The following is a 24,503-nucleotide window of genomic DNA, read 5'->3' as shown; positions in this document are numbered from 1 at the left end:
GCCGCTCACCCGCGCGAAGCGAACGAGCAGCCTGTTGCTGTCTGGAGGATCGCCATGATTGTCAACGAAAGCATCAAAGCCGCCGAAGTCCACCTGTTTGGGTTAGACGGAGAAGACCTCGGCATCGTAACCAAGGAAGAAGCCCTCAAGCTTGCAAAAGCAAGCAAGGTGGACCTTGTCTGCACATCTCTTCTCACCAGCCCGCCCCCCTGCCGCCTGATTGGAAAAGGCAAGGCCAAGGATCAGGAGCTCGCGTCACGCGAACGGAAGGCAAAGGTCAAGGAGCTTCGGCTCACCCCGCAGATCGAAGAGCATGACCTTGAGACGAAGCGATTGCAGGCCGAACGCTTGCTGAAGCAAGGGGACAGCGTGCTCCTCACCGTCAAGCTGACGAACAGCAAGCAAGGAGCAGAGGCCAAAGGTCTCGTCGAGAGCCTGCTTCGCGAGCTGAAGCCGTTCGGAAAACCTCTGACCGGCATTCAGGTGAGCGGCAAGCAGGTTTCCGTGCAGGTAGACCCGATTTAGAGCTTGTTGAAGATGATGCCTTCCTCACCGCAATCGATGGTCAAGTCGCGTCCGTCCAAGTACCACAGATCATTCGGCTCCATAAAAAAATGAAGGTCGTCTTGATTCACACTTGCCACAGGAGAGCTCGGTTCGTCACGGCCAATCCCGAAGGCGAAGGCATCGTCGCCTTCGCCGGCATAACGGACGAAGACGCGGATCTGATCGCCTTGCTGATAGCCCCATTCGTTCTTGAACAGTTGGGCGGCCGACGGAGTTACATCCAGTTTCATGAGGAATGCTCCTATCTGCGGCTTCTCGCCGCTGGGATAGGACTAGCATGCCCCCATGGACAGAAATCATCGGCCGCAGTCGCAACTTGGCGGAAGGAATTCAAGCGGAAAGGAAATCCTAAGACGGTTCTTTCCGAGAGAGTGCTCTCCACATTCGGATTTGCTCAGAGAGCCTTTGGCTTGCAAGCAGGCGGCTTTCTCTCTTAAAGAGCCGGTCCCTTCCCGCCATCCACATTCACGGCGGTTCCCGTCACATAGGAGGCTCCATCCGACACCAGAAAAGCAATGACCCGGGCGGCTTCCTCTGCGGTACCGATTCGTCCGAGCGGAATGCCGTGATCGGGCAGTGCTGCGAACTCGTCCCAACGGAGCCCAGGCGCGGACTCCTGCCACTTGCGCTCGATCTGTTCGCTGCGGATCAGCCCGATGCAGACCGCATTGACGCGAATGTTGTCTTTCGCGAGATCGCGGCTCATCGCCTTGGTCAGCGCGAGTCCCGCGGCCCGGCTAACCGTCGTCGGCAGCGTGGAAGCCGGAGGGGTTTTGGCCGAGGAGGTCGAGATGTTGACGATGGCTCCTCCACCGGAACGACGCATGGGCGCGAGCGCAGCCTGAGAGCAATGAATGGCTCCGAACAGCTTGAGATCAAGGTCCGCCTGCCACGCTTCCGGACCGACGGCATCAAAAGGAGCCGCCGCTGAGGTCCCGGCGTTGTTCACGAGAATATCAAGCCTGCCGAAGGCTTGAACCGCTTGATCGACTACGTTCTGGCAATCTTCTGCGCGGGTAACGTCCGCCTTCACCGCAAGCACCTGGGCCCCCGTCTCCTGACGGATGCGCTCTGCTGCGGTTTGAAGCTCGTCCTCTCTCCTCGCGCACAGCACGACGGAGGCCCCTTCTTCGGCGAGAAGCCGGGCTGTTGCATACCCGATGCCTTTGCTCGAACCGGTAATAAGGGCTGTTTTGCCTTGAAGTCCTAAATTCATGTGGGAATGCTCCTCTCCAATTTCACGTGTCTCTCATTCAGGGATAGGATACCAAACTTCCCCACCCCCTGCATCTTTCTGAGAAAGAAGGCCGATTCATGAAACCCTTGTCCCGCTATTCGTCCTTGTCGCTCACGCTCGCTGCCCTTCTGCTCACTGCATCCCTTAGCGGCTGCGCGGGGAAAAGCTCCTCATCCAATTCGGCTCCCTCGCCTGCGGCCAGCTCGGCGTCGTTGGTTCCAAGCGTGGATGCCCCGCCTTCCTCCTCCCCTGTTGCCTCTCCGTCGACCGCAACGGAGGCTCCTCCTGTCGAAACCGGAATTTCCTCCCCCGAGAACGAGATTGCGGCTGCTGTGAACCGCATGACGATTGATGAAAAGATCGGCCAGCTGGTGCTGATCGGGATGGAAGGCACGGAGATGGATGAGACCACTCGTCGGTTCATCCAGGAGAGGCATGTAGGCGGGATCATCTTCTTTAAGCCCAATTTGCAGAACTCCAAGCAAATGCTTGCCCTCTCCCGCCAGTTAAAGAAAGCGAACGCCGGCAATCCACTTCCGCTCTGGCTGAGTCTCGATCAGGAAGGCGGACGCGTGACGCGTCTTCCTAGTGAGTTTGTGAAGTGGCCGACCAATCTCGCCCTCGGCAAGGTGGACAGTACCACCTTCTCGCGTGACGTGGGCCGCTTGATCGGAGAACAGCTCGCAAGCTTCGGGTACAACCTCGATTTCGCTCCGGTTCTCGACGTAAACAGCAATCCCGACAACCCGGTCATCGGGGACCGCTCCTTCGGCAGCTCTCCGTCGCGGGTCAGCGACCTGGGTGTGGCGACGATGAGAGGAATCGCCGAGCGGCAGGTGGTCCCGGTCGTCAAGCATTTTCCGGGGCATGGCGATACCTCGGTGGATTCCCACATTGACCTTCCCGTCGTCAAGTATGGGATGGACCGCCTGAACCGGGTTGAGCTGGTGCCGTTCAAAGCTGCGATCGAGCAAGGAGCCGATGCGGTCATGGTCGCACATATTCTGCTGCCTCAGTTGGATAAAACGCATCCTGCTTCCTTTTCCAAGGAGGTCATCGACGGGTTGCTGCGCAAGCAGCTTGGGTTCGACGGAGTCGTGTTCACCGACGACATGACGATGGGAGCAGTCGCCGAGAACTACGATCTGGCGGACGCAGCCGTGCAGGCCGTTCTGGCCGGGGGAGACATCGTCCTGGTTTGCCACGATGCGGACAAGGAGACGCTTGTGCTCGATGCGCTCAAGCAAGCAGTGGTCAGCGGGAAAATCAGCTCAGAACGCCTCGATGAGAGCGTGACGCGCATCGTTCGCTTGAAGCAAAAATACAGCTTGACCGACGAGTCCCCGATCGGACCGGATGTGGCGGATTTGAATAAACGGGCGAACAACCTGCTGAACCGGTACATGCCGTGACTTGCCTAGCAGCAAGCCGTATCTGAGGACATGAGCAAGCAAAGATCAAAAAAGCCAAAAAAGAGAGTGCGCGTCTACTCGCACTCTCTTTTCTTTTGGACCCGTATGGATTAATCTAATTCTTACATAGGTTACAAGGAGGTTAACGGCATGCGTGCAACAACCGATTCGGAATGGCTTCCGCTGTACGAAGCTTTGGCGAGCGAGGTGAGGCTTCGCATCTTGAAGCTTCTGGCAGAGGGGCCGCTCAACGTAAAGGAATTGGCGGAAGCGCTCGGGTTAAGCAGCGCCATCGTCACCATGCATGTTAAGAAGCTAGAAAAAGGCGGTTTGATTAAAACCGAGCTAAAGCGCCGCGGCGGAGGCACGCATAAGATGTGTTCGCTCTCCGCAGAGCGGATAGAAATCATCTTGCCGAAGGCCATGCAGACGGTCCGTCACTACCATGAGGTAGCCGTCCCGGTTGGCCATTATTCCGGCGTGGACGTTCGCCCCACCTGCGGGCTCGCCCGCCGGGAGCGGATGATTGGACAATTTGACGATACCCGCTATTTTCTCGATCCCGAGCGCATGCATGCCGAGATTCTCTGGTTTGGTTCCGGTTCGATTGAATACCGCATCCCTAACTATCTCTTGGCCAGTCAGGCGTTGGACGAAATCGAGATCTCGCTGGAGCTGGGCTCCGAAGCACCGGGGACGAGCGCCGACTGGCCCTCGGATATCCATTTCTACTTGAATGGACTCCTGCTGGGCATCTGGACAAGCCCCGGCGACCCCGGCGACACCCGCGGTAAGCTGAACCCGCCCTGGTGGACGATTGCAATCAATCAGCACGGCTGGTTGAAGGTGCTTCGTGTGACGACGACCGGAACCTACGTGGACGGGCAGAAGCTGTCCTCCGTCTCCTTACGGGATTTCGAAGGCCAACGCTCGGACTGGACGCTTCGCATTGCCGTTCCGGAGACAGCCCGCCATGTCGGAGGGCTGACCCTGTACGGACGCGGCTTCGGCAACTATGAGCAGGACATCCTGTTCCGAACCTATTACAGCTTGGTCGGGAACGACACGAAGAAGGAGGTCACGAACACCGCTGGCGAATTCCAGTAAATTGTGATCTCGTTTGTCGCGTAGCTGTCCTCATGGTCCGCAAAGCTGGCTGCCGGGGCGCGACCAGCCAGATGCTCCCGAGAGTATTCATCGTGCAGACCCGGATTCGGTCCGCCCGACACCATACCGGGCACGGCTTCCTCGATGCCGTCGCCTACTCCCGGCCGGTAATGGGGATTGCGCAGCGGTACACTGCCGATGCCCGTTACGTAGCTTTGGCCAAGTACGTTGCGACCGAGGAGGTAATGAAGCTGTTCCAATGCGGCCTGCCTATAGCGTATATCTCTGCCTTCCAATGAAGCAATGAGCAGATGCTGGGCATGGTTCAGAACATTCATGTTACTCCCCCAGCCATACTTATCCGCCTGCAGGGCGACTCCATAGCCATCCGCCTCCGCAATCGCAAGGAGCTCATCGGCGCGGGCCAGCCAGGCTGTGCGCAAGGTTTCGCGGAGGCGCGGCTCCGTCTGGCTCCGCTCCATCAGCAGGTAAGCGATCGTTCCGTAGCCGCCGACGGCAGCCCAGCCCAGCTCACACAGGTCAAAGCCTCCTTGTTGAACGAGGCGCTTGACCTCATCGTGATAGAGGGCTTGTCCGGTCGTGCGGTACAGCTCGGCTGCCGCCCAATACCGTTCATCGAGATCGGAGACATCCCCATATTCGCCCGTCGACACTTCGGGCGGGTTGTGGAACAGCAGCCCTTCGGGATGACGAACGAGCCATGCCCATGCGGCTTCGGCCGCGCTCAGGCAGCGGGCAGCGAATGCTTCGTCCCAAGGCTGATATAGACGAGCAGCCAGCGCCAGGATCGCGGCAAGATCTCCCGTAGCCGTCGAGGAAACGGGCGACAGTACCAGAGGTGCCGTATCCTCCTCCGGCATCACATCGAGGCCGCAGAAGTGATATGTAGTGACCTTGTGGAAGGCCCCGCCGTCCTCATCCTGCATCTTCAGCAGGAACTCCAGCTCGTAGCGGCATTCGTGAAGCACATCCGGCATCCCGCCGGTCAGGCCTGTCTCCGGCAGCGGAAGCGGCTTGGCAAAAGCGGCGGGGTTAAGCTCGTAGGCGAGCAAGAGGTCCGCTACCGCTACCGCCGCAGCCACCGTGTACTTGCCGTAGTCGCCGGCATCATGCCAGCCTCCGTTCACCTCGCGCAGCTCCTCCCGCCCGTAAACCTTGGCAGGAGTCTGATGGCACGCAGCGTGCGTCCACGGACCGGCAAAAGGCTCGGTCAGCTCTGTGCCGCAGCGCAAAAAATAAAAGGCACGCAGCAGCGCCTGATGCAGCTCGTGATAGCAGTCCTCGCCGATCGCAACCTCGGTCTCTTCTCCGTTCGCGATGCGAATCCGGTAGCGGCCCGGCTCGCGGACCTCGGTAAAGTCGCCTGCGCTCACGTTCACGCCGCTTGCCGCGTCGAAATGAGCAGGCGATGTCGTCCCCCTCCATACAGGTTCTCCGCTGTCAGCGTGAACAACTTCAAAGGAAGCTTGAGACGCTTCCACATGGAAGCGCTTTCTTTCGTGCGGCAAATAACCTGCTTGGTTCACCTGTGGTTTCCATTCCATCCGGTTGTAATCCTCCTTCAGTAGTATGAAAAGAAAATCCTCATGTAAGAATAACCAGAGCAGGAGGCAAAAACAAGAGAGAACCCGAAAATAACAGCTTCCTGTTGTTATTTGCTTTCCCCTAACAAATCAGGAGCTAAATCCAGTGTAGAATTTGAATGATTTTGCTATGAATCCGTCGTTGTTATATGATTTGCATTCTGTTATGCTAACATCGATAGCGGATCAGAGGAGGAAGGATGTTATGAACAACCCGCTTCATGGCTATAAGGCTGGGATGACTTGGGGCTGGACCGGCACCCGCGGCACCTGGGCAACAGAAGAGGCAATGCACTCCATGGAGATCATGGCGGACAAGCTTGCGCTGAACTGGGTTACCATCGCGTTTGCTGCTCTGCAGGATCATCCTCAATCCACCCAGATCGATTTTGAGAACGCTCCCACCGTCACTGACGATGAAGTAAAGAATGCCATTCGCAAAGCAAAGGAACTGGGGCTTCAAGTATGCTTGAAGCCGGTTGTCAATGTACGCAACGGCACCTGGCGGGCCCATATCCGCTTTTTTGACCGGGATGTGCCCTGTGAGCCCAAGTGGTCGGATTGGTTCCAATCGTACACGCGGTTTATCGTTCATCATGCTCGGATCGCCGAGGAAACCGGCTGTGAGCTGTTCTGCATCGGTTGCGAGATGGTGTCCACCGATCACCGCGAGGCAGAGTGGCGCCAGCTGATTGCGGAAGTTCGCAAGGTTTACTCCGGACCGATCACGTACAACTGCGACAAGTATCAGGAAGACCACGTGTCCTGGTGGGATGCCGTCGATGTGATCTCTTCGAGCGGTTATTATCCAGTGGATGCGTGGGAGGAGAACCTCGACCGAATCGAGGCGGTTGTTCAGGCTCACGGCAAGCCGTTCTTCTTCATTGAAGCGGGCTGCATGAGCCAGGAAGGCTCGGAATTCCTTCCGAACGATTGGTCGCTTAAGGGAACCCCCTCTCAAGAAGCTCAGGATGCGTTCTATCGGGCGATGTTTACCGCCTGCGACAAGCGCCCTTGGGTGGAGGGCTTCATGCTCTGGGACTGGCCTGCCCTGCTCCCATCGGCAGAAGCGGCTCCGCATACAGGCGGCTACTACGTGTATGGCAAAAAAGCGGAAGAGACCATTCAGACCTACTACCGCGAGAAATTACAGAATTCATGAGGAGGAACACCCAATGACGAAGCCGATGAACGAAACGCTGCTTCCCGATTTAAAAAAAGAACTGAAAGACAACATCCTGGCCTTCTGGATGGAGCGGGCATTGGATGAAGAGCATGGCGGCTTTCTTGGTGAAATCAAGAGCGACCTGACCGTTGTGCCGGACGCCGGCAAGAGCCTGGTGCTGAACGCGCGCATTCTGTGGACGTTCTCGTCCGCTTATCGCCTCTACCCGGAGCCCAGCTATCTCAAGATTGCGGAACGGGCACTGGCCTACCTGAGAAAGCACTTCTACGATCAGGAGCATGAAGGCTTCTTCTGGGGCGTTGATGCCAAGGGGAACCCTGCTGAAACCAAAAAACAAGTGTATGGGCAAGCCTTCGTCATCTATGCCCTCTCGGAATACTATCGCATCACCCAGGATCAATCCGCTCTGGACGAAGCGGTTCGGTTGTTCGAGCTTCTCGAAAAACACGCTTATGACCCTGCAAACAAAGGCTACGTGGAGGCTTTGCTGGGCGACTGGACCCCGACGGAGGACCACAGCCTGAGCGGCAAGGACTTGAACGTTCCGAAGTCGATGAACACCCATCTTCACGTGCTCGAAGGCTACACCAACCTGTATCGCATCTGGCCGTCTGAGCAGTTGCACCGCACGCTCAAGGAACTGATCGAGGTCACCATCGACCATATCGTTGACCCGAAGACGGCTCACTTCCTGCTCTTCTTCGATATGGAATGGGGCATCAAATCCCATCATATCTCGTACGGCCACGACATCGAGGGCAGCTGGCTTCTGTTTGAAGCAGCCGAAGTGCTGGGCGACGAAGAGCTCTTGAGCCGCGTCAAGGACGTCGCCATCAAGATGGCGGAAGCCACCTTGAACGAAGGCATCGACAAGGACGGAGGCATCTGGAACGAAGCGGAAGCCGACGGAACCTTGCTGGAACGGACCAAAGACTGGTGGCCGCAAGCAGAAGCGATGGTCGGGTTCTATAACGCCTATCAGCTGACCGGGGATACCCGTTATCAGGAAGCAGCCGCGAACTCCTGGGCGTTCATCGACCAATACATCGCAGACCGCACTCACGGCGAATGGTACTGGGGAGTCGATGCCGACAACAAGCCGATCACCGAGCAATCCAAGGTGAGCGCCTGGAAATGCCCGTACCACAACGGCCGTGCTTGCATCGAAATGATCGAACGGTTGGAAAAGGTTCACGCCAAGCACTAAGCCCTCCAGCAATTCCTTTAAACCTATTCATTGTATAGCCAAAAGGGCCGTACCGACGAAGAACTCTCTTCTCGGTACGGCCCTTTTCTACTATTCTCCCGCTCATCTCCTGCGTTATCTTGCCGTTCCGCGCTCTCCCGCCGCCTCCCCTTCCTGGATGGAGCCACGGTAGACGATCTCACCCGCCAAAAGAAGCTTCTCATAAGGCTCATTGCCCGCCTGAATGCGGTCCATAAGCTGGCGTACCGCACGGCGACCCAGCGCTTCCTTCGGGACGTGAACGGTAGTCAGCGGAGGCGTTGTCCACGCGGAATCCTCGATGTTATCGAAGCCCGTTACGGACACGTGTTGGGGTACGTCGATTCCCAACTGATGAAGAGCGATCAATGCGCCGATGGCAATCGAGTCATTGGCGCAGACGAGTGCTGTCGGCAGCTCGCCTTCCTCCCTCTTTTTCTGGAGCCAGGGAGCAAGTTGATCCTCGTAATGATCCAGGCCGTCCAGCTCCAGGTAGCCCTGAGGCTCATCGCCAAGGGTCAGCCCCGCCTCCTCGATCGCCGCGCGATATCCCTGAAACCGATCTTGAAAGCTTCGGGAGAACCCGACGCTTCCGATGAATTGCAGTCGGCGGTGGCCGATGGCAATGAGGTGCCGGGTAAGGCGATTCATGCTGTCAATGTTGTTGAGGAAGAGGGTGTCGGCGGGGATCAACGCATCCTCGTGGTCGACGAGCACCATCGGCAAACCGAGCCGGTGAATCTCCAGCAGGATTGCGGAGGTCACGACTCCTACTCCAATGATGCCGAGAATTCCGTCCAAGTTTAATACCCTTCGGAGGTTGTCTACATTTTGCTCCGAAAGAATGACCATTCCATATTGATCATCGGCCAGACCTGCCGAGATTCCATCAATAATTTTGCCCCAATAGGTGGAGTCCATCGTTTGGTACCGCACATTGGGCATCAGCACCAGCACAGATTGCCGAGGTGCAGACGGCTTGGCCGCCTTGTCCTCCTTCTTGCTGCGGAGTCGGCCGCCGTTTTGCTGAGTGAAGTAACCGAGCTGGGCTGCCGCTTCCAGCACCCGCTCCTTCGCCGCCGTGCTGACCCCGCCTTTTCCAGACAAGGCCTTGGACACGACAAATTTGGATACGCCCAGATGATCGGCGATTTGCTGCATTGTCACTTTCTTGCTCAAAAGGTTCACTCCAAGTCAATACGCGATCCCTACTCGCTTCAATGCCTTTATTATAGCATGTTCCGGTCCCACTATCTCGAAGATCGGCGGATCTGCTCGAAAAGGCGGCCCAAATCGGGGTTTAGCTCGGCGATGGTTCGCGCGTAGCCCGTCGCTACCGCTTGCGTTGAGGTCTTGGATTCATCAAAGAGGTAGGTAGAAACCGTCGCTCTCCACAGCTTCTCGGCCTTTCGATCCAGAGGAGTGGGCCAGGATGGGGGGAACCGGGAGGCCCACTGGCGGGCATACGATTCGCCTTTTTCTTTGCGCTCCAGCATTGCCGTCGCGAATGCCCACGCCTGCTCGGATTGGCTCCCACGGCTCGGAATGGCAAAAAGCAGCGTGTCGCCCGGCGCATACGTGTCAAACGGCAGCCTGGTCATTTGCCATTCTTCAGCATGCTCAGGGTCCAGCTTCTTCAGGTCGGCCAGCTTCCACTCCGCCCCATACAGCATAGCAAATCGGCTTTGATGAAGGGCATTGCGCCCTACCCAGGAACCAATGTCCCACTCGGCAGCCGTCCCTGCTTGGTACGCCCGCTGAACCGCATCGAGCTGGGTGATCAGCTCTCGTGTACTTCGTACGAACGTTCCGTCCCCGTCAAAAAATCCTTGACCGGCCATGAGAAAGTCGAGACTGTCCGTCTTTTTTTCCTGAATCCATTGCCCATTGGCTTTGGCGGCCGTTCCGAGCTTTACCCACTCCTCCGGGTCCGCCAGGCGGTCTCCGAGTGACTCCGGGTCCTTCGGATAGCCCGCTTTCTCCACCAGATCGGCTCGATAGAAGGTGACGAGTGCAGATAAGCGCAGCGGAAAGGCCATCAGCCGGCGCCCGTCGAGTGATTTGTACGCATCCAGACTAAGCCCGGGGAACACGTGGTTATACGAAAAGCCTCCATAGGGCAGCGAACTGAGGTCTTCCAAGACGTTCAGGCCGCGCAGCTCCCCGAGAAGGGATGCGCCAAACAACAGCAGATCGGGCGGATTCGATCCAGCCAGAGCGTCCAGATACGCATTCGCGTCCGCAGAGTCGACCCGAAGCCATTCAATAGGCTGCTGCTCCTCCATCGCCTGAAGCTCTTCCTGCCATGCAGGAGGGAGCTCTTTGGGAACCATGATTCTCAGCTTCCGATCTCCCTCTGGAGGAGCGGATGGCTTGGTAGTCGGTGACAAGGAAGGAATGGGATTGACCGTCTCGACTGAGGCCGTACATGCCGTCAGCAGCAGGAGAAGCCCTAGCATAAGGAGGAGTGCCCGCGGAAGGAACCACCGTACTTGACGCATCAGAGCTCTTCCTCCTTACTGACCGCGCAAGCAAGCACATACCGCTCGGCAATCTGGTCCGGCGTTAACGGCTGGCTAAAAAGAAAGCCTTGCTGTTCCATGCAACCCAAACGGGTCAATGCTTCGGATTCGGTCCGCGTCTCCACTCCCTCCGCAATCACACGCCATTCTCCGGATTCGGCCAAGGCCAGAACCGTCCGAACGATAGACAGATTATCCGAATCCTCCGGGATTCCTCGAACGAAGGATTGATCGATCTTGAAGCCGTCCACCGGCAGCGTCTTCAACATCCCAAGGGAGGAATACCCGGTTCCGAAGTCATCGATCCACACTTGGACCCCTAGCTGCCTCAGGCTCTTGAGCTCCTCCATCACCTTGCCGACATGGTTCACAACCACCGCTTCTGTAATCTCCAGCTCCAGGAGCTCAGGCGGAAGCCCGGTCTCCTCCAGCACTTGCTTGACGAGGCGATAAACCGAGCCTTGCCGGAATTGGCTCGGGGACAGATTGACTGCTACCCGAAAAGGAGCGGTCGATGTGCTCGCCCACACCCTCGCCTGCTTGCACGCCTCGCGAATGACCCATTCTCCCAGCGTCTTGATCAGGCCGCTGCTCTCTGCAACGGGAATAAATTTACTGGGGGGAATGCTCCCCAGCTCCGGGTGGTTCCACCGCAGCAGCGCCTCAACCGAGACGATTTGACCGCTGCCGGAGTGATAGATCGGCTGATAGGCCAGGCTCATCTGGCCTTGATCGAGCGCTTTGCGAAGCTCGAACTCCAGCTTCATCTGCTCGGAGATCGACTTCGCTTGATCGAGCGCGTAGAAGCTGTAGGCATTTCCGCCGCTGCCCTTCGCATCGTACATGGCCGAGTCCGCCTTCTTGAGCAGATCGTCCAGCTCCCATTCCTCGCGGATCGTCGTCAAGCTGATCCCGATACTTGCCGAGACAAACAGCTCATGGCCGTCTACGAGGAAGGGATGGTTCAGCTTCTCCAGCAAGCGATCCGCCGCATCGGAAGGAAGCCGTTCGCCGTGACATTCCATCACCACCACAAATTCGTCGCCTCCGAGCCTGGCGATGAAAGCCTCTTCGCCAAGCTCGTTATCCAAACGCTCCGCGACCTGGCAGAGCAGGTCGTCTCCAATTCCGTGCCCCAGCGTATCGTTGATCTGCTTAAACCGATCCAGGTCGATGAACAGCACCGCCAGATGCGCGTCGCTTCCTCCCCCTTTTTTCAACCTGGAACGCAGATGCTCGGTGAAGTGCCTGCGATTCGGCAGCCCCGTCAAAGCATCGTAATGCGCCATCTGCCAAGAGTCCTGCAGCATATCGGAGAGCTTCTCTGTGACCGAGCGGAAGTTCCCGATGAGGGAATACACCTCCTCGATGCGAGATTGCGGCCATTCGATCTTGGTTCGGGATTTCAAGCGCAGCGGGATGTTCTCTGTACTGGCAGCCAGCTGTCCAATCGTCTTCAGGAAAAAGTTGTGAACCAGATAGGCGAACAAGCTCAGCATGAGCACCACGATCAAAAAGCTTTTCATGGAAGCCATATACATGCCTCGGGCCATGGGGCTGAATTTGACAAGCGGAATTTTCACATAGAGGGTGTACGATTGCCCTTCGGCGGAATAGATGAACCCGTTTCGTTTCCAATCGCTCTCTCCAACCCGCTGGAAGGTTCGATCGGGTTTCCATTCGTAGAGGGGAAGATTCCACTTCCGCCAACGCCCGGAACGGAGCCATTCGGGGCCGCCCTCCGGATTGGACAGCAGGCATTCCCCGGATTGGGTTAGCAGCGCCCATTCGTAATCGGATGAGAGGGTCGTATCTCGAACCATCTGTCCCAACTGGGCATAGGATAGCAAGCTGCGCAGCTTGATCCCGCGAACGTCCTCTTTCGACCAGTTCGCCATCGTCGTCTCCATCATCCGAATGGACGTCCCGGCTTCCTTGCGCACTTGATCGAGGATGCTTCGCTCCAGGGTACGGCTGTTGTTGAGCAGGTAAAAGAAGCTTGAAGCAAAAATGCAGGCGAGCGTGATCTGCTTGAGGAGTCGGCTGAAGCGAATTTTGCCATGCGGAATGCGGCGAAGGCGAATCCTTCCGCGCGAAAGGGTCAGGTAGGTGACGAGAAGCTCAGTGACGAGCGCATTCATAAGTCCGCCCATCAGCGGAACGAAATACGGCAGCGGATAATCCAGCACCTCCGTGAAGCCCGTTCCCCATAAGCTGACCGTCAAGAAAGGAAGCCCGAGCGCCAGCCAAAACAGCAGATCGCCCCAGAAAAAGTCACGCGGGTGGCTGCGTCCGCACAAGAGGATAACAAACGTACATTCCGCCGCATGCAGGAACAGACCGATGGACGGCCCGTAGAGGAAATAACCGGCCGCGTGCAGGACTAGAACCTGGAGAAGAGACCAGGATAGGCCATACATACGCCCGGTGAGAAACAAGAACAGCGCGGCAAAAGAAAATTCCAGTCCGAACATAAGACTGACCGGATGGGTATACCCATAAAGAGCGGCTGCGCCAAGAAGAACATAGAGGGCAGCTGAGCGGAGCTTCCGCGTTCTGCGAAACGTCAAGGAGTTCATGAGCCATCCGTTCCCATGTGAGATTCAATCGACTATGGAAATATTCGACGGATGGTATGCTTTTCCTCCTGCTCGCCGCTCAATCCTTGGCAAGATATGCCGGATCTCGGAAAAATAACCGCCAAAACCAGATGAAGACCGGCACTAGCAGGAAGAGGCAAATTCCGTACCCGATCAAAAGCTGCCGGAACATCGCGGTATTGGTAAAGCCCTCCTCCACCGACAGGAAGGGGTAGACGATGTACGGCATGTGCGCAGCCCCGTAAGCAAAGACAGCCAGCCCGTATTGGAGAGCGATGAGCAGGACCGCTGCCTTCGGTCTCCCGGTTCGGCCTCCCCTCCCCTTCCACCATAGGGCGCTGTACCCTGCCACGAAGGCGGCAACGGATAAACTGAAATATGGAGCCGCTCGTTGCAGGTTAGGCAAGATCCATGAGGCTTCGGGCACGAAGGTGAGCGTCGTGATCACGGCGGTTACGAGCGTAACCGGGCCGAGCCACAACGAAGCTTTGCGATAGAAGAGGTACGCCCCCTCCCTGCCGCTCTCTTCGGCATACGAGGCGAGGAACAAGGCGGAGAGAAACAGCTCGGTCGCCAGCCCAAATCCGATATGGGCGTATTCGGTTCCGCTCAGAAGAAGCCTTCCGAAATGAAGCTGGGGATAGCCGTCTGCCATGGAGACGAAGCCGCCGAGCGAGATCGGCAGGACACTGAGCAACAGTGCCGGAATGAGCAGGCCGGTCAATCCCGACACGATGCGGAGCGTACCGGCGAAGCTGCCGGAGACGGAATAGGCAAACACCATGAACGTGCTTCGGATGGCAAGGAGAATCAAGACGAGGCCCGCGGGCAACAGCAGGATCGTTCCCAGCATATAAGCCGCATGCGGAAAAAAACCGACGAGGGCAACGACGAGCAGCACCAGAAACACATTGGTCACCTTCCAGGAAGGCGACAGAAAGAGGTTAGCTACCCGGTTCGGCTCGGACTCCGGCTTGCCGTAGACCATCGCCCAGAAGCCGGCTCCGAAATCAATGGAGCCGAGAACCGAGTAGACATAGAGCAGCACCCAGATCAGGGTGATGGCGAGCTGAGATGCGTTCATGACTGGACCTCCCCTTCTCGTTCAACGGGCAGCGGCCATTCTTTCGATACCGGATGCGAACGGAAATACAAATACATGACCACACCGGTTGCTACAAAAAGGAAGAGGTAGAGCGCAGAGAACAAGAGAAACAAGCTCCCGACATTGCCCGTGCGAGTCGCGGCTTCGGATGTCCGTTGAACATGATAGATCGTCCAGGGCTGCCGTCCCGAACAGCTGAAGATCCACCCCATCTCAATACCCAGCATGGCGAGCGGGCCGGATAAGAGGCACACGTAGAGCAGCCAGCGGGGAAGCTCCTTCCTGCGATATCGCTTATAGAGCCAGACCCCGAGCGGGACGAGAATCAGGAAGCCTCCGATCATGACCATCCCATTGAACAGGGTATGGGTATAGAGGGGCGGCCAATCCTCCCGGGGGACCTCATTCAAGCCTTTGACAACGCCGTCAAATCGATTGGTGGCCAGGAAGCTGAGGGCCCCGGGTATCTCGATGGCATAGCGGACGGTCTGGGTATCCGGATCGGCAATGCCCATCAAGGTGAGCGGCGCATGGGAGCGTGTCTCGAACAGAGCTTCAGCGGCTGCCAGCTTCTCCGGGTTATGCCGAGCGAGCGCCTGCGCCACTCCATGGCCGTTCACGGCCGTCAAGACGGCGAAGATCGCACCGGTTGCGAGGGCGAGCCGCAAGCCCTTGGCATGGTAGGCTCGTTCCTTCTCCGAACCACCGGGCTTGAGCAGCATGTACGCTCCTGCGGACACGACCGCGAACGCTCCGGTGAGAAAGGCCGAAATGCCGACATGGGAAGCGGAATAGGGAAACGCCGGGTTAAAGAACGCTTTCCATGGATTGACGTCCGTCACCTGGCCGTTCACCATTCGAAAACCGGTCGGCGTATTCATCCATGCCTGTGCTGCTGTAATCAGCACCGCCGACATGAGGGCGCCGAAGGCAACAAGCGCCAGACTCGCGATTCGCAGAGACGGTCGAAGCCGTCCTGCCGCATAGACGTAAATGGTCATAAAGAGAGCCTCCAGAAAGAACGCCCAGATTTCGATCTGAAACGGCAGTGCGATCACCTGCCCCACGATCTCCATAAACCCGGGGAACAGAAGGGAGATCAAGACGCCCACGATCGTTCCCGAGGGAATGCCCACCCCGAGGAGTATGCCGAACGCCTTCGTCCACCGTTTGGCCATCCGTTCATAATCCGGGTCCTTCGTCTTCTGGTAAAGCAGCTCGGCGAGCAAAATCATCAGCGGCAAGCCGACTCCAAGTGTGGCAAAGATAATGTGAAACGCCATCGACGTCCCGAACAACGCCCGGGACCATACAACGGAATCCATGAGAGAAACCCCTTCCCCGACCGAAAAATGTGAGGCAGCAGGTGTAGTATGATCCGCAGCGAGCCCTCTAATTCCACGTTCTTCCATGTCGAAATGAAAAAGAACCTTGCTTCTCCGACCCGAAGGCCGGAAAAGGAAGGTTCCGTGGCTTGGTTTGGTTAGGAAAGGGTTAGGCTTTCACACCTTGCTGCTCTGCCAAAATGCGATACAGTGCCTCGATGATCGGCTCCGACGGATCGCGGTTCAGCAAATACAAGGTGAACAGGAACGGGATCGGAAGGGCTGTCGTATTGGAGCCATCCTTGTATTCCGGGAAGCCGGCTTCCAGAATGGGACCGTATTCCTCGTGCATGACCACCTCGAGGTGAATCTGGCGGTCGGGGAACTCCTCGCGAATTCCGTTTGCACAAACGGGAAGCACCTTTTGCTCCACATAAGCCTTGCTCTCTTCCTCGGAAGTCGGTTGGGCGGGCAGCGGACGGCTGGTCCCCTGACGAACCATATCCACGAAGAAGGATGACAGCCAAACATGGGGTTCCGGGTTGTTCTGCATGGTGCGGGCAACTTCTCCAACGAGGAATCCACAGGAATAGCTGTTCGAATCCAGCCTCAGCGTGAAGATGAACAGCGGACCGAAGAGGGGGTGCTCGCCGACCTGACCTTCTACCTCGGAGCCTTCAAAGCTCTGAAGCAGCAGATTGCGGCAATGGGTAAACAGCGCTCCGATGGCTTCTGCCTTTTCTTTCTCGGTTGCCTGCTGTGTTTCGTTTTCCTTTTGCGACATGAATGAATTCCTCCTTGTTCCCTATTCTACCACGAATGCGGTTACAGGACGAACCCCTAAATCCGGAAGCGGTACACGCCAATATTTTTCATTCCACTCGTCAATTTTTTTGAAACATTTCGTCTCTTCCATCCGTTTTATACGTAGAATAAAGGTTAGAGCAGCTGTTTGCGGGGTAAGGATAGGCAAGAAGACCGCGATTCAAGCGAGCGCTTATAAGGGGAGAAGCAAGATGAAAAAGGGAGCAAAAGCAATTCTCTACGGATGTTTGGCCACGGCCGTTGTCCTCACGGCAGTAACCACAGCCAGCCTGATGAACAAGAAGTCCGTAGCCCATGCAGAGCCGGAAACAACCATTACCGTTCTCATTTCGTCCATAGAGAACAAGGACGGCCGCTTGCTTCTGAAGGCAGATCCCATCGCCTGGTATCAAGGGGACGAAGCGAACAAAATCTTTGCGGAACGCGATCCGGAAGGAGCCGCCGAAATAGGCGGTGTGCCTGACGGCTACTATATCGTCAATGACGACAAGACCGAAACCACCTACGAGCTGAGCGATCAAGCCGAGGTGCTGATGCAGCTGCTGAATCCGAAGGAAATCAAATGGAACGAAGAAATTTCGGTCAGCCAGTTTGTCGAAGTTATGGATCATAAGGAGAACTATGACCAAACCGTATTCCCCTATCACCTCACCTTGAAAGACGGGAAGGTCGTGAAGGTGGTTCAGCAGTACCTGCCGTAATCGGATCAAACAAAGAGTCTGCCTCATGAAGAGGCAGACTCTTTTTCTTTCTCTCATTTACTTCCATGCGAGAGATGGGTTATACTAATTTTTGTAAACGATAGTTTACTATTCCATTTTCGAGGAGGCGTTTTTGATGCGTTCTTTGAAAGCGTTTTTTTGCGTCGTACTTGCCACAAGTCTCTTGTTCGGCTTCAGCCGTCCCGCCCATGCCCTCTCCGTTGTGAACATCTATGACACGAACGTCTACTACACCATTGAACCTGGGGAAACGCGTCCGATCATGTTCAACCCGCCAGGGGGCCATCCAAAAGCGGTCACCGCCACCATCACCCAGATTGGGGCGATCAGCAGCGATCTTACCGGGCGCGGAGCCCTTTTGCGGCAGGGACAGGAGTATCTCATGAAGAACGTTGCAGGTGTAGCCACCCAGACCATCAGTTATGCTTACTGGTATGCGGATCCTGCCATGTATGATCTGCTCATTCTTCAAAACAAGGGGACCACGCCCATTATCGTCATTGTAAAGTTCACGGGCCATTTCTAACGCAGTGAAACAAGAACGCGCGGAGCGGGACTCTTCCCCCCCTCCGCGCGTTCTTGTTCAAGGCTTGCGAAACAGCACGGAGTAATACGACTCTCCCCAGGAGCGGCTGTCCAGAAGCACGGCTCCTTCGGACTGGAGCAGCTCGCCGAGCTCCGGTTCGAAGAGGCGATGCCCTGGAAGTCCGTCAGGGCGAGGCCCTGCCCACTCGACAATAAGACCGAGGCCGCCCGGCTTCAGCACCCGCAGCAGCTCCTTCACCCCGCATGCGGGTTCTTCGAGGATGTGGAACAGCAGCGCAGCGATCCCCTTGTCGACGGAAGCGTCTGCGAGCGGTATGGCTTGGGCCAGTCCATCCAGTACTTGAATGTGAGAGAGTCCCGATTCCTTGGAGCGATGCGTGAGAACCTCTTGCATCGCTTCTTCCGCGTCTACGGCATATACCGGCGCTTGGGTTCTCTGGGCGACAGGAAGCGTGAGGTACCCTCCTCCTGCTCCCAAATCTAGCACGGTATCCTGCGGATTCACTCCAAGCAAGTCAAGCAGGCGCTCAGGAGGAAGCTGCTCTCTTCTCTCCGCGGACTCCAATCGACTGAGCCGGAGTAAGGTATCGTCATCCGCGATCAGCTCCTTGTAATAGAGAACCGTGCCAGTCAGCGTCCCCTTTGCTGATCTTGCATAGCGAGGGATTCGCCCCGCCTCCACATAACCCAGCGATTGATAGAGTCGGTTGGATGGGTCCCCCTCACGGGTATCCAGACAGAGCAGGGTACGCCCTTCCTCACGTGCTGCCTGTTCGGCGGCCTGCATCAAGCGGCGCCCTAATCCCTTCCCGCGTGTGTCGGGGTGAACCATCAGCTTGGCAATCTCGGCCCGATGACTGCCGTTGGCCTTGAGCGCCAGCTGCAGTTGGACTGTACCAACTACGCTCCCTCCGGCCAGCGCAGCCCACAGCCGCACGCCCTCTTCCAAAACCTCTGCAAAATAGCGGACAGCCGCTTCCTGGGACAAGGGTGGAAGGAAGCCGACGGATGCTCCCTCCTGAACAACAGCGACCAGCAGATCGGCGAGTGCCCCCACCTGCCCTTCCCCTAGCTCCCTCCATTCCACTACGGTAGCTTCCGTCATCTTGATCCCTCTCCTCTCTTAAGAACATCCGCGAATTTCGCTTTCACCAGCTGGATCAACACCTGAGGTGCCAGCTCGAGCTGCAGGCCGATCTTGCCAGCGCTGACCAGGATCGTCTCCTTGGTTTCAGCACGCTCATCTAGGAAAGTCGGGTACAGCTTCTTCATGCCTATCGGTGAACAGCCTCCCCGAATGTACCCCGTCCACTTGAGCAAGTCCTTCACGGGAAGCATCTCGATGTTTTTCACTCCCGCCGCCCTGGCCGCCTTCTTCAAATCCAACTCCTCCGCTACCGGAATGACGAAGACGAACCCCTCGTTTCCGTGATGAGCGACCAGTGTCTTGAATACCTTTTCCAACGGCTGCCCGACCTTGGATGCGACTGTGATGCCGTCGATCGCCCCATCCTGCGGGTCATAGGCGTGAAGCTGATAGTCCACCTTTTCCTTGTCCAGCATGCGGATGGCATTGGTCTTGCCTGTACTCGTACTCATGCAAATCCCTTCTCACCCTCAATTTGCGATCCTCGATCACCAGCACCTGGTCGCAGAGGAAATCCAGCGAGTCGTCGTGCATGATGAACAGAATCGTCTTCTTGCCCTTCATTTGCTGAAAATAATGAATGAGATTGCGCTGGGTGTCAAGGTCCAGGTTCGTAAATGGTTCATCCAGCAGCAGAATCGGCTTGTCCATCGACAGGACCCTCAGGAGAGCGAGCTTTTGCTGCTGTCCGAGGCTCAAGTTCACCGGGTTAGAGGTAATGCCCTTATCGGCAAAATCGATGTTCAACACGCGCAAGAGCTCAGGATCGAAGGAACGGTCAAACAGGTTCTCTCGAAGCGTTCCATCGAGGAAAAAGGAGGGGTACATCAACTGGGCGGCATCCGCCAGCTCTTCCGAGAGAGACAAGTCTCCATCCGAATGGGCCAGGTTCACCTGACCGGTCATGAGGTGGAACAGCATGCTCTTCCCGCTCCCATTTGCCCCTTTGATCACGCCATACTCGTTTCTTGCAAGGGACAGGCTCTCGATGAGATAGAGGTTCTCTTCCGGCGCTGAGCCTATGCGCAAATGAAAGTGCTCTGCTCGCAACAGCACATCTTCGCATCGGGGCAACCCGTCCGTATCCTTAGGCACGAAAGCAAGCTCCTCCAGCTCATCCACCCGACGCATATGCTCTCCCCCGGCTCGCCAGCGCATGAGGATGTTCGCGCATTCCGCTACCGGAAGCGCCAGGTAGCTCAAGTATTGATAGCCCGCCACCAGCTCTCCTGGGGTGAGAGAACCACTCAGCACGGACCGCGCCCCGATCGCGAGGAAGGCGATCCCGTACCCGCTGGTCAGCATGCCGGGAAGATTCTCCACGAGGTACTCCAGAAACCGATACTTCACGATATGGTGAAGCCACTTTTCCCCGGAGCGCTTAAACAAACCCAACAGATAAGAGTCTGCCTGCAGCGCATTGATCTGGCGTTTGCTTTCGATGATGTTTTTGGAATGGGTGAGCCAGCCGTCCTGCTTCTCCATGGCGTCCTTTTGCAGATGAAACAGCTTGCGGCTCTGGGATAGGGACAGCAGGAGCAGCAGGGGAATGTAAAGTGCAAAAAGCAGCGCAAGCATCGGCTTGTAGACGAGCGCCCCGGTGAGCAAAAGCGCCACGCAGATCAGGTTGGCTGCAAACCGCAGGTACACCTCGGAATGGATATCACCATAATTCGCCGTGCTGTTCATGATCACATTGTAGTAATACCCTTTGTCCTTCTTCTCGAAGGAAGGGGCATTCATGCGAAGAACATGCCTGAGGGATTCTGCCTGCAGCTTGATTGTGTTCTCAATGCCGCGTTTGACCGGGGTGAATCTCATCCAATAGAAGGACGCCAGGCTTGCTGCAATCGCCAACCCGAAAGCGATCAACGACCAACTTCCAAGCCGACTAACCTCTTCCTGCAAGAGAACCCGATCAATCAAGGTTGCCATCATGAGCGGCAAGCCCAAGCTCAGCAGATTCGCACCCACATAAGCGATCACTTCCAACGGATAGGTGCGCAGGCTGCGCGTCTTCATAGCGGGGAATTTCATCTTGTTCATTTGTCTCTCTCCTCCTTACCCCCATCATAGAGGAGAGCGATTTCGGCTCCCAGCACAGCTTTTTCCGGTTTTGTGCCGATGAAGGGACCAGTGGGGTAATGCTTTGAAAACGGCAAAAAAGCCGATCGTCAGCAATCGGCCGATTCAATCCATACCTTCAGCGGCAAGTAAGAATGCGTTACGTCGCTCAGCTTCAGCAGCTCATACAGCATGACTCGGTACAGGATGCCTTGGTCGTCGACCGAGTCTTCGATGAGTTCTTTTTGAATATAGGCCTGCAGCTCCCGCTCATCCATGAGCTTCTGCTGCTTGTAATAAAAGTAGTGGAACACAGCGCGAAACCGATGCGGCTCGGGAATGAGCCGAAATTCGGGAGAAGCAAGCCCTTCTCCTCGGCCTAGATCAACCAGCCGGCATCTCGTGTACTCCATCAGAATGCTGTTCATGAGAAATGGATTCTCCGGCCACAGCTGGACGGATCGGGAGAGGTGGCGATACGCCTGCTCATAATTCCTGGCATACGTGCAGGAGAGTCCGATGTTGTAAAGGCTGTTGGATTCCTTCTCCCGGGTGAGCGGCAACCCCCGTTCCCGAATTTGATTCAGGGTGGAGACGGTTTTCTTCACATGGGCATCAAAGTCTGCGGGGGTCGTGTACCAAACCGGGAGCAGCGAATACTCGTAGGCCTTCAGTAGAGGAAAAAGCTTCGCCTCGCGGGTCCATGTTTCCTCCCAGATCGCCAGCTCATTCAGGGTAGCGAGGTAGTCCTTGCGATCCGCCATATGAATGAGACGGCACAGGATGTTCGCGGAAAAGGGCCTGCCGGAGCTCTTCATGAAGCGCACGGCCTCCTCTACCCCGCTGCTGTCATCCGCGTTGGTGTGCCCGTGAAACCGATAGAGCAGGCTCAGCTCTTGCAGAGCAGGCGGTAGACAAGGAAAAGCTTCCGCCAGGAAGGTCAGAAGCGCTCGATCCTGCTTGCTGGAAGGTTCCGGGTGCAGAAGGCCGAGGAGCATCCTAAGCAGCTGTTCGAGAACTACATCGCCGCCGGGCTCAAAGCGGGTCAGTGCTTCCTCCAACTCTGCGGGTACACATCCCGAGCCTTCCTCCTCCCATTCATAAACCCATTCGATCAACCGACTGATTTCAAGAAGGGCGTCAAGCGAATTGGCAAAGGAATAACCCAGACGGGTTAAAAGCTGCTCGTAGGTTGCATCTTTGACAAGACGTGTTCCCTTCTCCACATCGCGAAGCGTTCGTTCGGAGCAGATGGAAGCGGCGAGCTCCTCCTGCTTCATTCCCCGCCATCTTCGCTCGGCTCCAATGGCAATTCCCGTAACCATCAGGTATTCCTGGTGAACCATGACCTTCCTCCCAATCCTCTGTTGACCCATTGGTATGGTATGATGATCGTACATCTTATCTAACCGAAACCTGCTGGAGGTTCTCATGATCGTTAGTGCAAGCCGTCGAACGGATATCCCCGCCTTTTATGGAGAGTGGCTTCTCCATCGCATTCAGGAGGGCTACGCGCTCGCGCGAAACCCGATGAATCGCCGACAGGTCAGCCGGATTCCACTCACACCGGACAAGGTGGACGCCTTTGTCTTTTGGACGAAAAACCCGGAGCCGTTCTTGTCTGTTCTTCCACACCTGGAAGAGAGGTTCCCTTCCTATACCCAGGTGACGATTACCCCTTACGGCCGGGACATCGAGCAGGCTCTTCCCGACAAGAAGACGATCCTTGCCTCCTTCATTCGATTGGCGCAGCTGATCGGCGCTCACCGCACGGTTTGGCGCTATGACCCGATCCTGCTCTCTCCCGCTTATTCCATCCGGTTTCATCTCGACGCCTTCCGTCACATGGCTGAAGTGCTTCACCCCTACACCGGGAAGGTCGTCATCAGCTACCTCGACGAATATGCCAAGACGAAGCGCAATACGAACGGCCTCGGCATAAGGCCACCGGATGCCGAGGAGCGCCGTGAGCTTGCTGGAGAGCTGGCGCAGATCGCAAGAAGCTTCGGCTTGCGGATTGAAGCCTGCTCCGAGCCGGAGGACTATCGCGAGCTCGGTGTTGCAAGCGGCAGCTGCATCGATCCGATGCTCTTGTCCGCGATCCTTGGGCGGGAGATCACCCCGCGCAAGGACAATAACCAACGGGCAGGCTGTCAGTGCCTCCCGTCCGTCGATCTCGGCGCCTATGACACATGCCCGCACCAGTGCCTCTATTGTTACGCCAATGCGAGCCAAGCGATAGCCGCCGCTCGCCATGCGAGCCATGATCCTTTTTCTCCCTTTTTGTTTGGCAATCTGGAAGAAGGGGATCGCGTCACCGAGCGGCAGTAGCCTGCCTTCATAAGGCAGCGTATCGAATACTTAGGGCTTTTTGGGGTCGGACGGTTTCTTCTCGATAGAATCATCCTGGACGAGGCTTTCCAGCTCCAGCTCGATCTCATCATTCAGCTTCTGGAGCCGTTCCCTTTCCTCGGGTGTGAGGCTCGGATCCTCTGTCTGGCTGAACTCTTCCTTCTCCAAGAAGCTTTCCTCGCCTGCAACAAGGGCCGCTTTCTCGATCTCAGTCGGAGAAACATAGCCCGAGTTCACATTCTCGTCGACTTCCGGGACGTTGAGCACCGCTTTGATCGCTTTCAAGTCCCGGAGAATATCCCCTGCTTTTATGTACAACCCGACCAACAAGGAGAACCCGAGGCATGCCAGCACAAAACCTCCGAAATTCCCAAGAAACAAAAGCAAACAGAAGGCAAACACAAAGGTAACGATAAGAATGATCATGAGCTCTCCTTCTTCTGTACTCCATTATACAAATCGTTTCTGTCTCAAGTCATACTCGGGTTTGGTTCGGTACTCCAGGTAGACCACCGCCCCCGAAAAGTCCAGGTACGCCTTATATTTATCAATAAGATCCGGAGCAACCAACAGGTCCAGCACCTTCTCTCTCGGCACCCAAAGAGATTCGGTGGTTTCGTCGGACTCTTGAAACTGTCCGTTTAAGTAGCGGCAGGTAAACCCCATCACCACTTTCGTAGGAATCACGCCATACCCATTATACCCTGGATAAGTGCAGGTGTTGGAAGAAACGCAGAACAATTGATCCACTGCGATCTCCATGTCACTCTCTTCCTTGGTTTCACGGGTCAGCGCGTCAATCAAATTCTCACCGATCTCGACCTGACCACCCGGGAACATCCAAACATTCCGGTTTCGGCTCCTCACGAGTAAAATGTCATGGTCCTCATTTTCGATGACGCCAAATACAGCCACGATGTGGGTCGGAAATGTCTTCATTTGAACCTCGTTCCTCTC

At 56.4% G+C, this 24,503-nt stretch carries 22 protein-coding genes and 2 pseudogenes; 8 read left to right on the top strand and 16 right to left on the bottom strand.

Going from position 1 to position 24,503, the window contains the following annotated elements:
• Positions 1 to 54: 54 nt before the first annotated feature.
• A complete protein-coding gene (gene infC, locus AAFN83_RS02715; RefSeq protein ID WP_347766847.1) occupies positions 55 to 525 on the top strand; it encodes a translation initiation factor IF-3 in 471 nt (156 codons plus the stop codon).
• On the opposite strand, the gene AAFN83_RS02710 is transcribed toward infC, so the two are convergent.
• Both AAFN83_RS02710 and AAFN83_RS02705 read right to left on the bottom strand, forming a co-directional pair.
• A complete protein-coding gene (locus tag AAFN83_RS02710; RefSeq protein WP_347766846.1) occupies positions 522 to 797 on the bottom strand; it encodes a HesB/YadR/YfhF family protein in 276 nt (91 codons plus the stop codon). The two genes, infC and AAFN83_RS02710, sit on opposite strands and share 4 nt — an antisense overlap.
• 203 nt (positions 798 to 1,000) lie before the next feature.
• Complete coding sequence (locus tag AAFN83_RS02705) at positions 1,001 to 1,783, bottom strand: SDR family NAD(P)-dependent oxidoreductase (protein ID WP_347766845.1); 783 nt, start codon at positions 1,781 to 1,783, stop codon at positions 1,001 to 1,003.
• Between the two features lie 98 nt (positions 1,784 to 1,881).
• Between AAFN83_RS02705 and nagZ the strand changes: the two genes are divergently transcribed.
• Positions 1,882 to 3,216: a beta-N-acetylhexosaminidase gene (nagZ, locus tag AAFN83_RS02700; RefSeq protein WP_347766843.1), complete on the top strand. Its 1,335-nt coding sequence runs from the start codon at positions 1,882 to 1,884 to the stop codon at positions 3,214 to 3,216.
• Positions 3,217 to 3,366: 150 nt separating this feature from the next.
• Entirely contained in the window at positions 3,367 to 4,323 is a 957-nt protein-coding gene (locus AAFN83_RS02695) for an ArsR/SmtB family transcription factor (protein ID WP_347766842.1), read from the top strand.
• On the opposite strand, the gene AAFN83_RS02690 is transcribed toward AAFN83_RS02695, so the two are convergent.
• Positions 4,260 to 5,888: a glycoside hydrolase family 9 protein gene (locus tag AAFN83_RS02690; RefSeq protein WP_347766841.1), complete on the bottom strand. Its 1,629-nt coding sequence runs from the start codon at positions 5,886 to 5,888 to the stop codon at positions 4,260 to 4,262. The genes AAFN83_RS02695 and AAFN83_RS02690 overlap by 64 nt on opposite strands.
• 244 nt (positions 5,889 to 6,132) lie before the next feature.
• Between AAFN83_RS02690 and AAFN83_RS02685 the strand changes: the two genes are divergently transcribed.
• Positions 6,133 to 7,089: a glycoside hydrolase family 113 gene (locus tag AAFN83_RS02685; protein WP_347766840.1), complete on the top strand. Its 957-nt coding sequence runs from the start codon at positions 6,133 to 6,135 to the stop codon at positions 7,087 to 7,089.
• 13 nt (positions 7,090 to 7,102) lie between these two features.
• Positions 7,103 to 8,320 (top strand): AGE family epimerase/isomerase, encoded by a 1,218-nt coding sequence (locus AAFN83_RS02680; protein WP_347766839.1) that lies wholly within the window; start codon positions 7,103 to 7,105, stop codon positions 8,318 to 8,320.
• Positions 8,321 to 8,434: 114 nt separating this feature from the next.
• Here AAFN83_RS02680 and AAFN83_RS02675 read toward each other — a convergent pair whose 3' ends face one another.
• The 6 genes from AAFN83_RS02675 to AAFN83_RS02650 form a co-directional block, all read right to left on the bottom strand.
• A complete protein-coding gene (locus tag AAFN83_RS02675) occupies positions 8,435 to 9,517 on the bottom strand; it encodes a LacI family DNA-binding transcriptional regulator (protein WP_481810463.1) in 1,083 nt (360 codons plus the stop codon).
• A gap of 71 nt (positions 9,518 to 9,588) precedes the next feature.
• Positions 9,589 to 10,839 carry an ABC transporter substrate-binding protein gene (locus AAFN83_RS02670; RefSeq protein WP_347766837.1) on the bottom strand — a complete coding sequence of 417 codons (1,251 nt, stop codon included), beginning with the start codon at positions 10,837 to 10,839 and terminating at the stop codon, positions 9,589 to 9,591.
• Complete coding sequence (locus AAFN83_RS02665; RefSeq protein WP_347766836.1) at positions 10,839 to 13,439, bottom strand: putative bifunctional diguanylate cyclase/phosphodiesterase; 2,601 nt, start codon at positions 13,437 to 13,439, stop codon at positions 10,839 to 10,841. The genes AAFN83_RS02670 and AAFN83_RS02665 overlap by 1 nt, the downstream gene beginning before the upstream one ends.
• A 79-nt stretch (positions 13,440 to 13,518) precedes the next feature.
• Entirely contained in the window at positions 13,519 to 14,544 is a 1,026-nt protein-coding gene (locus tag AAFN83_RS02660; protein ID WP_347766835.1) for a cytochrome d ubiquinol oxidase subunit II, read from the bottom strand.
• On the bottom strand, positions 14,541 to 15,890 hold the full coding sequence (locus AAFN83_RS02655; RefSeq protein ID WP_347766833.1) for a cytochrome ubiquinol oxidase subunit I: 1,350 nt from the start codon (positions 15,888 to 15,890) through the stop codon (positions 14,541 to 14,543). The genes AAFN83_RS02660 and AAFN83_RS02655 overlap by 4 nt, the downstream gene beginning before the upstream one ends.
• A 169-nt stretch (positions 15,891 to 16,059) precedes the next feature.
• Entirely contained in the window at positions 16,060 to 16,674 is a 615-nt protein-coding gene (locus AAFN83_RS02650; protein ID WP_347766832.1) for a hypothetical protein, read from the bottom strand.
• A gap of 232 nt (positions 16,675 to 16,906) precedes the next feature.
• Here AAFN83_RS02650 and AAFN83_RS02645 point away from each other — a divergent pair, with 232 nt between their 5' ends.
• On the top strand, positions 16,907 to 17,416 hold the full coding sequence (locus AAFN83_RS02645; RefSeq protein WP_347766831.1) for a hypothetical protein: 510 nt from the start codon (positions 16,907 to 16,909) through the stop codon (positions 17,414 to 17,416).
• Positions 17,417 to 17,552: 136 nt separating this feature from the next.
• On the top strand, positions 17,553 to 17,963 hold the full coding sequence (locus AAFN83_RS02640) for a hypothetical protein (RefSeq protein WP_347766830.1): 411 nt from the start codon (positions 17,553 to 17,555) through the stop codon (positions 17,961 to 17,963).
• A 57-nt stretch (positions 17,964 to 18,020) separates the two neighbouring features.
• Here AAFN83_RS02640 and AAFN83_RS02635 read toward each other — a convergent pair.
• From AAFN83_RS02635 to AAFN83_RS02615, 5 genes and pseudogenes are all read right to left on the bottom strand, one after another.
• A pseudogene (locus AAFN83_RS02635) lies at positions 18,021 to 18,488 on the bottom strand (class I SAM-dependent methyltransferase); the annotation flags it as partial.
• 96 nt (positions 18,489 to 18,584) lie between these two features.
• Positions 18,585 to 19,088, bottom strand: a pseudogene (locus AAFN83_RS02630) (N-acetyltransferase family protein); the annotation flags it as partial.
• Complete coding sequence (gene ybaK, locus AAFN83_RS02625) at positions 19,085 to 19,582, bottom strand: Cys-tRNA(Pro) deacylase (RefSeq protein ID WP_347766829.1); 498 nt, start codon at positions 19,580 to 19,582, stop codon at positions 19,085 to 19,087. The gene ybaK and the pseudogene AAFN83_RS02630, both read right to left, overlap by 4 nt.
• Positions 19,503 to 21,176: an ABC transporter transmembrane domain-containing protein gene (locus AAFN83_RS02620; RefSeq protein ID WP_347766828.1), complete on the bottom strand. Its 1,674-nt coding sequence runs from the start codon at positions 21,174 to 21,176 to the stop codon at positions 19,503 to 19,505. Before AAFN83_RS02620 ends, ybaK begins: the two co-directional genes overlap by 80 nt.
• A gap of 128 nt (positions 21,177 to 21,304) precedes the next feature.
• Positions 21,305 to 22,540: a helix-turn-helix domain-containing protein gene (locus AAFN83_RS02615; RefSeq protein WP_347766826.1), complete on the bottom strand. Its 1,236-nt coding sequence runs from the start codon at positions 22,538 to 22,540 to the stop codon at positions 21,305 to 21,307.
• A gap of 85 nt (positions 22,541 to 22,625) precedes the next feature.
• On the opposite strand from AAFN83_RS02615, the gene AAFN83_RS02610 reads away from it, so the two are divergent.
• A complete protein-coding gene (locus tag AAFN83_RS02610; RefSeq protein ID WP_347766824.1) occupies positions 22,626 to 23,525 on the top strand; it encodes a DUF1848 domain-containing protein in 900 nt (299 codons plus the stop codon).
• Positions 23,526 to 23,555: 30 nt separating this feature from the next.
• Here AAFN83_RS02610 and AAFN83_RS02605 read toward each other — a convergent pair whose 3' ends face one another.
• The gene (locus tag AAFN83_RS02605; protein WP_347766823.1) at positions 23,556 to 23,972 is read right to left on the bottom strand and encodes a hypothetical protein; all 417 of its coding nucleotides are present in this window, start codon (positions 23,970 to 23,972) and stop codon (positions 23,556 to 23,558) included.
• Between the two features lie 24 nt (positions 23,973 to 23,996).
• Positions 23,997 to 24,485: an NUDIX hydrolase gene (locus tag AAFN83_RS02600; RefSeq protein WP_347766821.1), complete on the bottom strand. Its 489-nt coding sequence runs from the start codon at positions 24,483 to 24,485 to the stop codon at positions 23,997 to 23,999.
• Positions 24,486 to 24,503 lie beyond the last annotated feature (18 nt).

It is taken from the genome of Gorillibacterium sp. CAU 1737 (assembly GCF_039888655.1).
Lineage (GTDB): Bacteria > Bacillota > Bacilli > Paenibacillales > NBRC-103111 > Gorillibacterium.
Note: the sequence above shows the minus strand (reverse complement) of the source record. Positions and strands in the feature narration are given on the sequence as shown.

Excerpts from the sequence above, each read along its gene's own strand:
- infC (WP_347766847.1), top strand. The coding sequence starts at position 55 with ATGATTGTCAACGAAAGCATCAAAGCCGCCGAAGTCCACCTGTTTGGG.
- AAFN83_RS02710 (WP_347766846.1), bottom strand. The coding sequence starts at position 797 with ATGAAACTGGATGTAACTCCGTCGGCCGCCCAACTGTTCAAGAACGAA.
- AAFN83_RS02705 (WP_347766845.1), bottom strand. The coding sequence starts at position 1,783 with ATGAATTTAGGACTTCAAGGCAAAACAGCCCTTATTACCGGTTCGAGC.
- nagZ (WP_347766843.1), top strand. The coding sequence starts at position 1,882 with ATGAAACCCTTGTCCCGCTATTCGTCCTTGTCGCTCACGCTCGCTGCC.
- AAFN83_RS02695 (WP_347766842.1), top strand. The coding sequence starts at position 3,367 with ATGCGTGCAACAACCGATTCGGAATGGCTTCCGCTGTACGAAGCTTTG.
- AAFN83_RS02690 (WP_347766841.1), bottom strand. The coding sequence starts at position 5,888 with ATGGAATGGAAACCACAGGTGAACCAAGCAGGTTATTTGCCGCACGAA.
- AAFN83_RS02685 (WP_347766840.1), top strand. The coding sequence starts at position 6,133 with ATGAACAACCCGCTTCATGGCTATAAGGCTGGGATGACTTGGGGCTGG.
- AAFN83_RS02680 (WP_347766839.1), top strand. The coding sequence starts at position 7,103 with ATGACGAAGCCGATGAACGAAACGCTGCTTCCCGATTTAAAAAAAGAA.
- AAFN83_RS02670 (WP_347766837.1), bottom strand. The coding sequence starts at position 10,839 with ATGCGTCAAGTACGGTGGTTCCTTCCGCGGGCACTCCTCCTTATGCTA.
- AAFN83_RS02665 (WP_347766836.1), bottom strand. The coding sequence starts at position 13,439 with ATGAACTCCTTGACGTTTCGCAGAACGCGGAAGCTCCGCTCAGCTGCC.
- AAFN83_RS02660 (WP_347766835.1), bottom strand. The coding sequence starts at position 14,544 with ATGAACGCATCTCAGCTCGCCATCACCCTGATCTGGGTGCTGCTCTAT.
- AAFN83_RS02655 (WP_347766833.1), bottom strand. The coding sequence starts at position 15,890 with ATGGATTCCGTTGTATGGTCCCGGGCGTTGTTCGGGACGTCGATGGCG.
- AAFN83_RS02650 (WP_347766832.1), bottom strand. The coding sequence starts at position 16,674 with ATGTCGCAAAAGGAAAACGAAACACAGCAGGCAACCGAGAAAGAAAAG.
- AAFN83_RS02645 (WP_347766831.1), top strand. The coding sequence starts at position 16,907 with ATGAAAAAGGGAGCAAAAGCAATTCTCTACGGATGTTTGGCCACGGCC.
- AAFN83_RS02640 (WP_347766830.1), top strand. The coding sequence starts at position 17,553 with ATGCGTTCTTTGAAAGCGTTTTTTTGCGTCGTACTTGCCACAAGTCTC.
- ybaK (WP_347766829.1), bottom strand. The coding sequence starts at position 19,582 with ATGAGTACGAGTACAGGCAAGACCAATGCCATCCGCATGCTGGACAAG.
- AAFN83_RS02620 (WP_347766828.1), bottom strand. The coding sequence starts at position 21,176 with ATGAACAAGATGAAATTCCCCGCTATGAAGACGCGCAGCCTGCGCACC.
- AAFN83_RS02615 (WP_347766826.1), bottom strand. The coding sequence starts at position 22,540 with ATGGTTCACCAGGAATACCTGATGGTTACGGGAATTGCCATTGGAGCC.
- AAFN83_RS02610 (WP_347766824.1), top strand. The coding sequence starts at position 22,626 with ATGATCGTTAGTGCAAGCCGTCGAACGGATATCCCCGCCTTTTATGGA.
- AAFN83_RS02605 (WP_347766823.1), bottom strand. The coding sequence starts at position 23,972 with ATGATCATTCTTATCGTTACCTTTGTGTTTGCCTTCTGTTTGCTTTTG.
- AAFN83_RS02600 (WP_347766821.1), bottom strand. The coding sequence starts at position 24,485 with ATGAAGACATTTCCGACCCACATCGTGGCTGTATTTGGCGTCATCGAA.